The 12443-nt window shown below is 63.6% G+C and carries 12 protein-coding genes; 4 read left to right on the top strand and 8 right to left on the bottom strand.

The annotated features are described in order from the left end of the window. Positions 1–219 precede the first annotated feature (219 nt). Positions 220–1056: an alpha/beta fold hydrolase gene (locus RX328_RS06275; RefSeq protein ID WP_213251893.1), complete on the bottom strand. Its 837-nt coding sequence runs from the start codon at positions 1054–1056 to the stop codon at positions 220–222. A 140-nt stretch (positions 1057–1196) separates the two neighbouring features. Here RX328_RS06275 and RX328_RS06270 point away from each other — a divergent pair, with 140 nt between their 5' ends. The 4 genes from RX328_RS06270 to RX328_RS06255 are packed head-to-tail and all read left to right on the top strand — an operon-like array spanning position 1197 to position 5903. Continuing rightward, complete coding sequence (locus RX328_RS06270; RefSeq protein ID WP_213251892.1) at positions 1197–2345, top strand: ABC transporter substrate-binding protein; 1149 nt, start codon at positions 1197–1199, stop codon at positions 2343–2345. A gap of 38 nt (positions 2346–2383) precedes the next feature. After that, on the top strand, positions 2384–3427 hold the full coding sequence (locus tag RX328_RS06265; protein ID WP_213251891.1) for a branched-chain amino acid ABC transporter permease: 1044 nt from the start codon (positions 2384–2386) through the stop codon (positions 3425–3427). After that, positions 3424–5193: an ABC transporter permease subunit gene (locus RX328_RS06260; RefSeq protein ID WP_213251890.1), complete on the top strand. Its 1770-nt coding sequence runs from the start codon at positions 3424–3426 to the stop codon at positions 5191–5193. Before RX328_RS06265 ends, RX328_RS06260 begins: the two co-directional genes overlap by 4 nt. A 5-nt stretch (positions 5194–5198) precedes the next feature. Then, positions 5199–5903 (top strand): ABC transporter ATP-binding protein, encoded by a 705-nt coding sequence (locus RX328_RS06255; RefSeq protein WP_249726438.1) that lies wholly within the window; start codon positions 5199–5201, stop codon positions 5901–5903. 16 nt (positions 5904–5919) lie between these two features. Here the strand turns inward: RX328_RS06255 and RX328_RS06250 are convergent, their stop codons facing one another. Genes RX328_RS06250 through RX328_RS06220 form a run of 7 tightly spaced genes read right to left on the bottom strand, consistent with a single transcriptional unit; the run spans position 5920 to position 12397 of the window. Next, complete coding sequence (locus RX328_RS06250) at positions 5920–6897, bottom strand: 3-hydroxybutyryl-CoA dehydrogenase (protein WP_213251888.1); 978 nt, start codon at positions 6895–6897, stop codon at positions 5920–5922. Continuing rightward, on the bottom strand, positions 6894–7985 hold the full coding sequence (locus RX328_RS06245; RefSeq protein ID WP_213251955.1) for an NAD/NADP-dependent octopine/nopaline dehydrogenase family protein: 1092 nt from the start codon (positions 7983–7985) through the stop codon (positions 6894–6896). Before RX328_RS06245 ends, RX328_RS06250 begins: the two co-directional genes overlap by 4 nt. Positions 7986–8026: 41 nt before the next feature. Next, a complete protein-coding gene (locus tag RX328_RS06240; RefSeq protein WP_213251887.1) occupies positions 8027–8674 on the bottom strand; it encodes a flavin reductase family protein in 648 nt (215 codons plus the stop codon). 10 nt (positions 8675–8684) lie between these two features. Beyond that, the gene (locus RX328_RS06235) at positions 8685–9596 is read right to left on the bottom strand and encodes a fumarylacetoacetate hydrolase family protein (protein ID WP_213251886.1); all 912 of its coding nucleotides are present in this window, start codon (positions 9594–9596) and stop codon (positions 8685–8687) included. Between the two features lie 10 nt (positions 9597–9606). Continuing rightward, on the bottom strand, positions 9607–10734 hold the full coding sequence (locus tag RX328_RS06230) for a cupin domain-containing protein (protein ID WP_213251885.1): 1128 nt from the start codon (positions 10732–10734) through the stop codon (positions 9607–9609). Between the two features lie 51 nt (positions 10735–10785). Then, positions 10786–11181, bottom strand: coding sequence for a RidA family protein (locus RX328_RS06225; protein ID WP_213251884.1), 396 nt, complete (start codon positions 11179–11181; stop codon positions 10786–10788). 40 nt (positions 11182–11221) lie between these two features. After that, on the bottom strand, positions 11222–12397 hold the full coding sequence (locus RX328_RS06220) for an acyl-CoA dehydrogenase family protein (protein WP_213251883.1): 1176 nt from the start codon (positions 12395–12397) through the stop codon (positions 11222–11224). Positions 12398–12443 lie beyond the last annotated feature (46 nt).

The following is a 12443-nucleotide window of genomic DNA, read 5'->3' as shown; positions in this document are numbered from 1 at the left end:
CGCCGCAAACTTTTCCGCAAAGGCACGAAGCTGGCGTATTGACGTTCGGCCGATAAATACTTTAGGCTTTAAACAATTGACGGGCATCGGCGCCTGCGCGGGCACGCGTCGCATTGGTATTTGCGTTGATAAAGGTCATCAATCGTGGCTGAGATTATCGACCTCGGAACAGCAGGTGTTGCAGACGGGTTCGCATTCGCCGCGGTTAGATGCGGCGTTTCAGGTGCTGTTCCCGCCCTTGGCTGGCTCGACGCGGACGAAGTCGCGGACCAAGGCGGCGAAGGCCTCCGGCATCTGATCGGGAAGCGGCACCATGCCTCCTGAGAGCTCGCGCAAGATGCTACCCTTGATAGCTCCAGCAACTCTTGGAGCCACGGGATGAACGTGCGGATCGGCTGTCGGAGCAATGACCAGCGTGGGACACTGGATGCTTCCCAGACGATCTTCCATCCGATAGCGATTCACCACCCGGTGACCTTCCGCCGCCATCTCACGAGTCCGCAACGCATCGACCATAAAGCGCTGCAGCAAATCGATGTCATCAGCAGGATAGAACGGCTGCCGGCGCGCCCAGAGCTCGGTGAGATGCGAGCCGTCGGTACGCGCCTCGACCTCGTCGATCACACGCGTGCCGTCATGCTTGGCCCGGCGCGCCGCATCGACGAAAGGACAGGCCGAGAGCACCAGTGCGCTCACCCGCGCAGGCGCCGAGGCCGCCATTTCGACCGCGATTACCGCACCGGTGTGATGGCCCACGATCGCGGCCCGCGGCTCTTCCAGCGCATCGAGCAGCGCGAACGCCCCTTCAGCCCACAGTTCAATCGAAGGATCAGCGGCAGGCCGATCGGAATCTCCGAAGCCGAGCGTATCCATTGCGATCGCGCGGAAATCGCGGCCGAGCAGCGGCAGCACATCACGGTATTCGTCCCACGAGCGTGGCGTCTGATGCAGCAGGAGAACGGGAAACCCCGTTCCGGCCATAGCGACATGGATGCGGCCAAGATGCGTCGTGACGAAGCGGCGCTCGAGATTGGAACCGACTTTGTTGACGCTCATTTCATAACTCCCGTCCGGAGGCGGGGACCAGACCCGCGCCGGGTTTCGGCGACAATCACGGCATCGATCGTGCTGGTCCGACCTCGATCCATGCTGACATCTCGCTCAGGTCGCGGCTGTTTTCAACCAAGGGGAATGCAATGCGCAAGATGTTGAGTTTGACTGCCCTCATCGGCGGCCTCGTCGCGGCCTCGACCGCACAGGCCGACATCACGATCGGATTCGTCACCTCGCTCAGCGGGCCCGGCTCCTCGATCGGCATCCCCTATGGGCGCGGCATCCAGGCCGCGATGGAATACAAGAGCGAAGTCAACGGCGAGAAGATCAAACTGATCCAGCTCGATGACGGCTCCGATCCTTCCGCCGCAACCCGCAACGCGCGCAAGCTCATTGAGGAAGAGAAGGTCGATCTCCTGATCGGCACCGCAACCGCCCCATCGACCATCGCCATGATGGCGGTCGCGACCGAATTGAAGGTGCCGATGATCGCCGTCTCCCCGGTGATCGGACAGCCCAACCCAGCCGACCAATGGGGTATTTCCGTCCCGCAACCTGCTTCGCTGCTGGTCAAGGTCGTCGCCGATCGCATGAAGCGCGATGCCATGAAGAACATCGGCTACATCGGCTTCTCGGATGCCTGGGGCGATCTCGTCTATAACGGCGCCAAGGCGGTGGAAACCGAGGACGGCATCAAGGTGCTGACCAACGAACGCTATGCGCGCGTCGATACGTCGGTCACCGGCCAGATCCTTAAAGTTCTCGCGGTGCGTCCGGATGCCGTGCTGATCGGCGGATCGGGCACGCAGGGCGCGCTGCCGCTGCTTGCGCTTGGCGAGCGTGGCTTCAAGGGCAAGACCTACGGCACGGTAGCGTTGGTCAATCCCGATTTCGTGCGCGTCGGCGGCAAGGCCGCGGAAGGCATTCAGGTCTCGGCCGGCCCGGTCATCGTGGCCGAGCAGCTTCCCGACAGCCATTTCGCCAAGAAACTGGCACTCGAATTCCGCGCCGCTTACCAGAAGGCGCATAATCTCCCGACCACGGACGGCTTCTCGGCCTATTCCTTCGACGGCTGGATGATCTTCACGTCCGCCGCCGCGGGCGCGCTGAAGACCGCCAAACCTGGCACCGTCGAATTCCGCAAGGCCCTACGCGACGAGATCCTCGGCACCAAGGAGCTCTCGGGCGTGCACGCGGTCTACAACTTCAAGCCCGGTGCCTATCACGGCGTGGACGAGCGCGCGCTGGTAATCGTCCGCCTGGTCAACGGCGCCTGGACCTACCAGCCCTGAGCGATGCCGACGCGTGACACGGAAGGACGACTGAGGGCATGACGGCAGACATCGCAGCGATCCTTGCGATCGACGGAATAGCCACCGGGGCGGTCTACGCCCTGGTGGCGATCGGCACCGTGCTGATCTTTACCGTGACGCGGGTGATCTTCATTCCGTTCGGCGACATCGCAGCCTTCACGGCGTTGACGCTGGCAGCGCTCGACGCCAAGCAGCTTCCCGGAACGGTCGGGCTGGTTGTCGTGTTGGCGTGCATGGCCTGCACGATGGAAGTCGTCTCGCTGGCGCGGTCCGGCGAGCTTCGCGCGGTACCGAAGGCCGTCCTCTTCTATCTCGTGTTGCCCCTGATCGTGGTCGGGGTCGTCTGGCTGACGATGCGCTTCACTCCGCCGATGCCGGTCAGAATCGTACTGGCGCTGCTCTTGATCATGCCGATCTCGCCACTGCTGGACCGGATCGTGTTTCGCCCGATCGCAGACGCCTCGGTTCTCCTGTTGCTGACGGTCTCAGTCGCGCTGCACTTCGCACTGGTCGGACTTGGCCTGTTGTTCTTCGGTCCCGAAGGCGTCAGGACCGAGCCGCTGACCTCGATGGCAATCGAGGTCGCCGGCGTGCACGTCTCCGGACAGACAGTACTGATCCTCACCGCTGCGCTGGTGTTCAGCGGCCTGCTGTTTCTGTTCTTCGACTTCACGCTGATCGGCAAGGCGCTGCGCGCAACCGCGCTGAACCGGACCGGCGCCCGGCTGATGGGCATTAGACCCGCGCGGGCCGGGACGATCGCCTACCTCCTGGGATCGCTGATGGCCGGCGTCTCCGGCATCCTGATTGCGCCTGTGAACACCATCTTCTACGACTCCGGATTCCTGCTCGGCCTGAAAGCCTTTGTCGGCGCGATCGTTGGCGGCATGGCCAGCTATCCAGGCGCGGCCCTCGGCGCCTTCGGCGTCGGCCTTCTCGAAAGCTTCGCCTCGTTCCAGAGCAGCACCTTGAAGGACGTCATCGTCTTCTCGCTGCTGATTCCCGTCCTGCTCTGGCGCTCGCTCGCCTCGCAGCATTCCGAAGAGGAAGTCGAGGAATGACACTGCAGCAGATCCGTCTCATCATTGCCGCAGCGATCGCCTGCCTCGTGGCGGCTCCCTTCGTGCTCAATCCGTTCAGCATCACCCTGCTGAACTATATCGGCATCTACTCGCTTGCGGCCATCGGCTTGGCATTATTGACCGGCGTCGGCGGCATCGTCTCGTTCGGCCAGGCAGCTTTTGTCGGCGTCGCCGCTTATTCGACAGCGTGGGTCACCGCGCTGAACGGCTATTCGCCATGGCTCGGACTGGTGCTCGCCGTCATCCTGACCTGCAGCATCGCGGCGATCCTGGGTTTCGTGACGCTGCGCCTGGGCGGACATTTCCTGTCGCTGAGCACGGTCGCCTGGGGACTGGCGATCGCATTCCTGTTCGGCAACATCCAGGGGCTCGGCCAACATAACGGCATTTCGGGCATTCCGCCGATCTCGATCGGCCCCATTGCTCTGGTCGAGAGCCGGCAGATCTACTTCCTGATCTGGGCGATCGTCGTCGCGGTACTTCTCCTCTGCTACAACCTTCTCGACTCCCGCATCGGCCGCGCAATGCGCGCGCTGCGCGGCGGCAATACGCTGGTCGAAAGCCTCGGCATCAACGCATTTCAGATCAAGCTGGTGACGTTCGTCATCACCGCTTTCCTCGGCGCATTGTCCGGATGGCTTTACGCCCACCTCGGCCGTTTCGTCAGCCCTGGTCCGTTCGAAGCCGGGATGGGCATCGAATATCTGATGATGGCGATGGTCGGCGGCGCCGGTAGCATTTTGGGCGGCGTGATTGGTGCTGCGATCGTCACGCTGTTGAAGAACTCCGTGCAGGATTACCTGCCGCTGATCGCTAAAGGCGCCTCCGGCCAGCTCGAGATAGTTGCGTTCTCGGCGTTGTTCATCCTGTTTCTGCAACGGGCACGGCAAGGTATCGTGCCGTTCCTCGCAGGCTTTCTGCCCGACGTGAAGCAGTCCCGTCCGCAAGCCGCGGCTCCGTTGCCGCGCCGCGAGCAACCTGCGCCCGGCACGCTTCTTCTTAAAGTGAGCGGCGCGCAGCGGCGGTTTGGCGGCCTCGTCGCCGTCAATAATGTCAGCTTCGAAGTGAGGTCCGGCGAGATCCTGGGGCTGATCGGGCCAAATGGCGCCGGCAAGACCACGATGTTCAACCTGCTCACGGGGGCCCTGCGCGCCAACAGCGGTGAGATCGCGTTTGCGGGCCGCTCGATCACCCGCGACCAGCAATTCCACATCGCGCGCTCCGGCATCTCCCGCACGTTCCAGCACGTCAAGCTGCGCCCCCGCATGACGCTGCTCGACAACGTGCTGCTCGGCACCTATTCGCGCACCAGAACCGGCCTGCTCGCCGGCGCGTTGCGTCTGAACCAGGCGGAAGAGGCCAGCGCACGTTATGAGGCGCTGCAGCAGCTCGAACGCGTCGGACTCGGCGACAAGCCATTCGAGCTAGCCGGCAATCTGCCGCTCGGCAATCAACGCGTGCTCGAAATCGCCCGCGCGCTCGCCGCCGATCCGACGCTGCTCGTCCTCGACGAACCAGCAGCCGGCCTGCGTCGCCAGGAGAAGCTGAAGCTTGCCGAGCTATTGCGGTCGCTGCGCGCCGATCATCTGACGATCCTTTTGGTCGAGCACGACATGGAGTTCGTAATGTCGCTGGTCGATCGTATCGTCGTGCTCGATTTCGGCTCCAAGCTCTGCGAAGGCGAACCGGCGGCAATACGCAACGATGCCCGCGTCCAGGAAGCCTATCTCGGAGGTGTTGCGTGACCCAGATGTTCTCGATCGAGAATGTATCGGTCGCCTACGGCAAGGTGGAGGCGGTACGCGATGTCTCGCTTTCGGTCGAGCAAGGGCAGATCGTGACCGTGATCGGCCCGAACGGCGCCGGCAAGACGACGCTGCTGATGGCCGCCATCGGCCTACTGAAGTCCACAGGGCGGATGGTCTTCCAAGGCACCGATCTCTCGCGGATCGACGTCGAGGGCCGCGTCGAGCGCGGCCTATGCCTCGTGCCGGAGAAGCGCGAGCTGTTCGCCGACATGTCGGTCGCCGATAATCTGTTGCTCGGCACCTACAGCCTGCGCGACCGCTCGACGACGCGCAAGAGCCTCGACGATGTGTTCGACCGCTTTCCGCGGCTCAAGGAGCGCAGCAAGCAAGCCGCCGGCACGCTGTCGGGCGGCGAGCGGCAAATGCTGGCGCTTGGGCGCGCGCTGATGGCGAAACCTAAACTCCTCGTGCTCGATGAACCCAGCCTCGGCCTTGCGCCGCTGATCGTCCGCGAAATCTTCCGCACCATCGCCTCGCTGCGCAGCCTCGGCGTGTCGGTCCTGCTCGTCGAGCAGAACGCCCGTGCCGCGCTGGAGACCGCGGATTACGGCTACGTGCTGGAAACCGGCGAGATCATCCAGTCCGGACCGGCGGACACCTTGATCCACGACCCCAAACTGATCGCAGCCTATCTCGGCGGCCACTGAAGCGATGGCGCTCGCTTCAGGCGACGGGTTCGCGTGCGAGACCCATGGCACGAAGCGCCGACGCAAACGCAGCAAGCCGCTGCTCGCGATAGGCGGCCTGGTCGACGCCCTCGTAGTTCATGAAGCCCTGACCGGTCTTCATGCCGATGCGTCCCTCCCGCATATTGGCCGCGATGATCGGCGGTGCGGCGTAACGGCTGTCGCCGAGCGCCTCGACGAGATAGCGGCTGGCATGATGCAGGATATCGCCGCCGCCCCAGTCGACGAATTCGAGCAGGCCCAGCACCGCGAAACGAAATCCGAAGCCATAGATCACGGCCTTGTCGATATCTTCCGCGGAGGCGACACCCTCCTCCACCATCCGGGCGGCTTCGTTCATCGCCAGCGTCTGGATTCGTGGAACGATGAAGCCCGGGCGCGCCGCGCAGACCACTGGCACTTTGCCGATGCCTTCGAGCAGCGTCTTCATCCGCGCTGTCGTCTCCGACGCGGTGAGCCGCCCCGGAGAAAGTTCGATCAGCGGCACGAGGTAAGCGGGATTGAGCCAGTGCGCGTTGAGGAAGCGGTCGGGATGTTCGATCGATCCGGCGAGATCGTCGACCAGGATCGTCGAGGTAGTCGAGGCGATGATCGGCCCCTCGCCTGCCAGCCGCGAGGCCTCGGCCAGCGCCGCCTGCTTTAGCGCGAGGATCTCCGGCATTCCCTCGAAGATGACATCGCAGCGCGGCAGCGTCATACCCGCCTCCTGCCGAGGCACGATCGTGATCCGTCCGGCAATTGTGGGCACAAGCTCTGGCGGGAGCAGATCGATGCGCGAGAGAATCTCGAGCGTCGAACGGATTTCTGCCTTGGCTTCGGCCGCTAACGTCTCGAATGCCGACGCGTCCCGCTCCTTGAAATCGATGACGACAACCTGATGGCCAGCGAAAGCGAACACAACGGCAATGCCGCGGCCCATTCGTCCGGCACCGAGACATCCGATCACCGGTTTCATCGGAAACCCTCGGCCAGAAGATTTTGCAACGCGGCGCGGTTGAGATTGCCGAGGCCGAGTGAGGACAGGCTCCGGCCCGTCACCGTGAAATCTTCGCCGGTAATGGCGGAGCCGATCGCGAGGAATGCCTTAACTAGCGGCGTGTGCACGCCCGCAAGACCGGCCACCGATGCGAGGAACGACAGGCCGAGACGCAGATCCTCCAGCATGTAGCGGTGCTCCGTGAGAATGAGGCGTTCGGACCAATCGCCGGAATCGGTGAGCTGCTCATGCGCGTCTCGGGCATACATCCAGGGTTCGCCGTCGCGCGAATAGTGGTCCGCCAATGGAAAATGCGGCTTTCCATAACCAAGCGCCTCGCGGACGGCCATGCGCTCGGCGTCGAGGGCGTCCGTGACGCGACGTATGGCCGGCTGCGTTCCTTCCTTATGGATGTCCCACTTTTCGAAATGTTCGATCGGGCCCGCGTTCATTGTGATCAGCGGCGGGTGAATGATCGGGCCGGCGTTCATCAACGCCGCCGAGAGTGCATCCCCGCATGGCTCGATGGCGTTCGGAAACGCGCGCTCGATCACGCCGAGCGCGTGCGGGGCAAGCCGCTGCGGAAACACACCGGTCGGTAACCGCGCGCCCCTGCCCGAGATGCGGACGGCATAAGGACCTTGCTTGCGCGCCAGCCACGGCAAGGTCCCGGTCTCCGCGGTTGCGATCTCGGCGCGGTTTCCTGCGTCGCGGGCGGCGCGGGCGAAGATGTAGGAGCCGAATGTGCCGGGCGGCAGGAACACGACCTGGCCGTCGCGCAAATGCGGTGCGGCCAAATTCGCAATCGCCGGCTGCGCAAAGGCGGGCGCCGGACACAGGATGAGATCAGTCGCGTCGATGGCTTCCGCGATCGAAGACGTGACCACACCCAGCCGGACGTCACGGCGGCCCGATCGATCGATGACCGTGATCGTGCCACCCTCGGCACGATGCGCCTCGACATCTCCGGGATTTCGCCGCCACAGCCGGATTTCATGGCCGGCCAAGGCGAGGTCGCCGGCGGCCGCGAACGAACCGTTTCCGCCACCCAATATTGCGATCTTCAAGATGTCCTCCGCTTCGTCGCCCCACGCCTCGGAAAGTCCCGTCACGCAGGCTCTGCCTTGACGTTGTTTTCCTGCCACGCCGCCCAGGTCGGCCGGTCGATCTGGAACAGGTCGGTCGAGCGCGCGTACCAACCGCTGCCGTGCATGCGGGCGATCAGACGCAGCGCCTGCGTATCGATATGACAGCGCTCCTTGTCCAGGATCACCGCGTCATCGACATGGGCTCGGACGACGCGGCCGATCACGGCGGTCTGCCGTGGCCCCGTCACCAGCGAGGTGAGGACCCGGCATTCGAACGACACAGGCGATTCCGCAATGCGCGGCGGGCGCACCGCGTCGGAAGCTGCCGGTGTCAGTCCCGCCAGCACTAGTTCGTCGATCTCCGGCGGCGCGTCGATACAGGTGATGTTCATGGCCTCGGCGTTGCGCTCGGCAACGAGGTTCACGACGAATTCCCCGGTATCGAGGATATTCGCCGCCGTGTCCTTGAATCGCTTCGAGCCTGCCAGCAGTCCGATCGCGACGGTGGGCGGCTCGTGCCCCATCACGTTGAAGAAGCTGAAAGGCGCGGCATTGATCACGCCGCTGGCGGAGAGTGTGGTGATCCAGGCGATCGGCCGCGGTGTCACCGTTGCCGTCAATATCTTGTAGCGGTTCTGCGCTTCCAGCGTCTCCATATCGAAGATCATGTTAAGCCTCTCAGATCGCCACCACGGGATGGCGCAGTCGGCCGATGCCCGTCACTTCCGCTTCCACCACATCGCCCGGCCACAGCCATTCCTGCGGCGAGCGCCCTGCGCCGACGCCTTCGGGCGTTCCCGTCGCGATGATATCGCCCGGCTCCAGCGTCATTGCGGCCGAAATGTCGGCAATCAGGAGCGGCACCTTGAACAGCATGTGGCGCGTGTTGGAGCGCTGCTTTTCGACGCCGTTTACCGCGAGCCAGAGATCGAGCGCATGCGGATCGGTGATTTCATCTGCCGTTACGATGCACGGCCCGAACGGCGCGTAGGTGTCCTGCCCCTTGGAATAGATCCATTGGCCGGCGCGGCGATTGTCGCGGGCGCTGACATCGATCATCACGCTGTAGCCGAACACGAAGGAAAGTGCTTCCGCCTCCGGCACGCGCCGCGCGGTTCGACCCATCACGACGGCAAGCTCGACTTCCCAGTCGAGTTGCCGGGTAATCGCCTTGTTGTGATGAATGGCTTCGCCCGGCCCGATGATGCTGGTCGGCGGCTTCGAAAAGATGATCGGCTGCTTGGGCAGGTCCTTGGCGGTGTCGAGCGCGCGCGAGGATTCCGCGACGTGCTCGACATAGTTCAGGCCAATGCCGAAAATGTTCTTCCGCGGACGCGGGATCGGCGCCAGCAGCCTAACATTTGCAAGCGGCAACGCAGCGCCGACCGGCCAGTTATCCCTGCTCTCGTTCAGTATCTTCTTGAGCGCCGCCAAGGCCGGCGGCCCGAGATCAATGAAATCGAGCATCGATGAGGGAAGGAAAACCCCGGCATGCCGGCCAACCTTCTCGACATCCACGACGAGATCGTCAACGACAGCGCCGAGACGGGCTGCGGCCTCGACCGTGCCGCGATAGGTAACGAGACGCACTGCTTTTCTCCTAGGATACGAGGGGCTGGCGGCCGCCATTATCGCCGAAGGCTTCCTCGCGATAGAGCCCGAGCGCGTGCATGACCGGCAGGTCGTTGAACGTGAAGAGGCAGGCGTCCTCGCTGGCGGAGGCGTTGACATGTTCATGCCAAGCCCAGGACGGAACACAGAAGATGTCGCGTTCCTTCCAGTCGAAGCGCTTGCCGTCGATGATCGAATGACCGCGTCCCTTGGCGACCTGATAGATGAAGCTGCCTGTGTGACGATGCGCACGGGTGCTCTCGCCCGGCCGCAGCATCTGCATCGATGCGCCAATCGTCTGCATCACCGGACCGCCGGTCACCGGATTCACATAGTTCATGAGAACGCCGTCATACGGCGAGCCGTCGGTGGCCTTGGCGTAGCGCTGCAACGCCTCGTAGGTCGGTCCCCATTCATACTTCAATAGCGGCGAATATCCCTTGGACCATTCGGCGCCCGCCGGGCGCAGGCCGGGATTGCCCCAGGTGTGCGTCATGTCGTCGACGGGATAACCGACGCTCTGCTGCAGGTCGGGGTGAACCACATAGAAATTGGCTTCAAGCGTGTTGACGAGAGGAATGTCGAGACCGTCCTGCCAGATGCACGGCGTGCCGTCGCTGGAGACGCCGTGTTCGTGCCAGGTGCCGTTCGGCGTCAGCACAAAATCGTTGGCGCCGAGCGTCATCTTGTGACCATCGACGATCGTGTAGGCGCCCTCGCCTTCCATGATGAAGCGAAGCGCAGACGCCGAATGGGCGTGGGCGGATGCGACCTCGCCCGGACGCATGACCTGCAAGCCGGAATAAAGCCAGCCGACCGCGGCGGCGTGCTCGCGGCGTCTGGGATTATTCAGATAGATGACGCGGCGCCCGGCCTTCTCGGGCGACACCAGTTCAACGGAACGCAGCACATGCGCGCGGAGGTCCTCATAGCGCCACAGCACCGGGACGGAGGACGATTTGGGCTGCCACGGCTCGATCTTGTTCGCGACCGTCCAGAGTGCGCCCGCCTCCAGCCTTTCGAGCTCGTCGTAATAGGCGAGCAGCTCAGGCGTATCCTCGACATTGGCCCGTCCGGCTACATCTTCCCGGTGGTTTTCATGCGCTTTCGTTGCCATGTCACCCTCCTGTGGGTTGGCGCCGCTTCCGGCGTCGCATTGTCAATTCATCTAGTCAGGCATCATTGCGATCGCCTGGATTTCGACCTTTGCGCGGTCCTCAACCAGCCCCGATATCTGCAGCGCCGTCATGGCCGGAAAGTGCCGACCCATGACGTCGCGATAGACGACGCCGATTTCCTTCAGGCGCGCCGAATATTCCTTGCGATCGAGCAAGAACCAGGTCATCGACACGACATGCTCGGGCGCGGCGCCGCCGGCGCGCAAGACCGCATCGACGTTCTTCAGGGTCTGGCCGATCTGATCTATCAGATCATCGGACTCGAACTTGCATTTTTCGTTCCAGCCGATTTGGCCGGCGACGAAGATCATCTTGCCGCGCGCCGCGATGCCGTTCGCGTACCCCCTCGGCTTGGCCCAGCCGGGTGGCTGCAAGACCTCGAACATTTCATACTCCCGTAGCAGGACGCGACTGAACGCCGTTCGGCTAGACCGCCTTCAGGACATCACGTCCGATGATGAGTTTCTGGACTTCCGTCGCGCCTTCATAGATGCGCAACGCGCGTATCTCGCGATAGAGCTGCTCGACGACTTCGCCCGAGCGTACGCCGCGGCCGCCGAACATCTGCACGGCGCGGTCGATCACCGCTTGCGCGGTTTCGGTCGCGACCATTTTCGCCATCGCCGCTTCTCGGGTCGTGGAAGCTTTCTGCACGTCGCGCCGCCACGCCGCGCGGTAGGTGAGAAGCGCGCTGGCATCGACACCTGCGGCCATGTCGCCGAGGGCTGCCTGCGTCAATTGCTGGTCGCCCAGCACGCCGCCGAACATCCGCCGTGACAGTGCATGCGCCACTGCCTCGTCGAGCGCGCGGCGGGCAAAACCCAGCGCGGCGGCGGCAACAGATGCGCGGAAGATATCGAGGGTGCGCATCGCAATCTTGAAACCTTCACCCGGCGAACCCAACAGCCGCGCCGCCGGAATCCGGCAGCCCTCGAAACGCAGCGTCGCCAGCGGGTGCGGCGCCATCACATCGATGCGATCGGCAATCGAAAAACCGGGATCGTCCGGCAGCACCAGAAAAGCCGAAATGCCCCGCGCGCCCGGTGCCTCGCCGGTTCGCGCAAACAGCGTATAGACGTCGGCAATGCCGCCGTTGGAAATCCAGGTCTTCTCGCCGTCCAGGATGTAGTGATCGCCTTCAAGCCGGGCGTTGCAGGCCATGGCGGCAACATCGGAACCGGCCTCCTTCTCCGACAAGGCAAAGGCGGCAATCCATTCGCCACGCCGCGCCTTCGGCAGCACCAGCGCGCGCATTTTGGGAGAACCGGCAATCGCCACTGCGCCGGTGCCAAGTCCCTGCATCGCGAAAGCGAAATCGGCGAGCCCGCTGTACCAGGCCAGCGTTTCGCGGGCGAGACAAATCAGCCGGGAATCGATGACCGCATCGGGCTGATCGCCCGCGACCGAGGCCTCCAGCAATCCGGCAGCGCCAAGCCTGCGTACCAGCGAACGGCAGGTTTCGTCGACGTCACCGCCGTGCGTATCGCCAAGATCGGCTGCAAATGCGTCGAGTGCGGCAGCGTATTCGCTGTGGCGGGAATCGAAGAACGGCCACGCAAGGTGTTCGCGAGACGGCCCGCGTAATGGCGAAACCGGGGTCATATCAGTCTCCCGCAAAGGCCAGTTTTGCGCACGCCGCCAAGAGCAA

This window comes from Bradyrhizobium sp. sBnM-33 (assembly GCF_032917945.1).
Lineage (GTDB): Bacteria > Pseudomonadota > Alphaproteobacteria > Rhizobiales > Xanthobacteraceae > Bradyrhizobium.
The sequence above is the reverse complement of the archived record's forward strand: the minus strand, read 5'-3'. Positions and strand labels throughout refer to the sequence as shown.

What these genes read in the sequence shown, in the direction of transcription:
- RX328_RS06270 (WP_213251892.1), top strand. Translation starts at nt 1,197, where the DNA reads ATGCGCAAGATGTTGAGTTTGACTGCCCTCATCGGCGGCCTCGTCGCG.
- RX328_RS06260 (WP_213251890.1), top strand. Translation starts at nt 3,424, where the DNA reads ATGACACTGCAGCAGATCCGTCTCATCATTGCCGCAGCGATCGCCTGC.
- RX328_RS06255 (WP_249726438.1), top strand. Translation starts at nt 5,199, where the DNA reads ATGTTCTCGATCGAGAATGTATCGGTCGCCTACGGCAAGGTGGAGGCG.
- RX328_RS06265 (WP_213251891.1), top strand. Translation starts at nt 2,384, where the DNA reads ATGACGGCAGACATCGCAGCGATCCTTGCGATCGACGGAATAGCCACC.
- RX328_RS06240 (WP_213251887.1), bottom strand. Translation starts at nt 8,674, where the DNA reads ATGATCTTCGATATGGAGACGCTGGAAGCGCAGAACCGCTACAAGATA.
- RX328_RS06225 (WP_213251884.1), bottom strand. Translation starts at nt 11,181, where the DNA reads ATGTTCGAGGTCTTGCAGCCACCCGGCTGGGCCAAGCCGAGGGGGTAC.
- RX328_RS06220 (WP_213251883.1), bottom strand. Translation starts at nt 12,397, where the DNA reads ATGACCCCGGTTTCGCCATTACGCGGGCCGTCTCGCGAACACCTTGCG.
- RX328_RS06275 (WP_213251893.1), bottom strand. Translation starts at nt 1,056, where the DNA reads ATGAGCGTCAACAAAGTCGGTTCCAATCTCGAGCGCCGCTTCGTCACG.
- RX328_RS06230 (WP_213251885.1), bottom strand. Translation starts at nt 10,734, where the DNA reads ATGGCAACGAAAGCGCATGAAAACCACCGGGAAGATGTAGCCGGACGG.
- RX328_RS06250 (WP_213251888.1), bottom strand. Translation starts at nt 6,897, where the DNA reads ATGAAACCGGTGATCGGATGTCTCGGTGCCGGACGAATGGGCCGCGGC.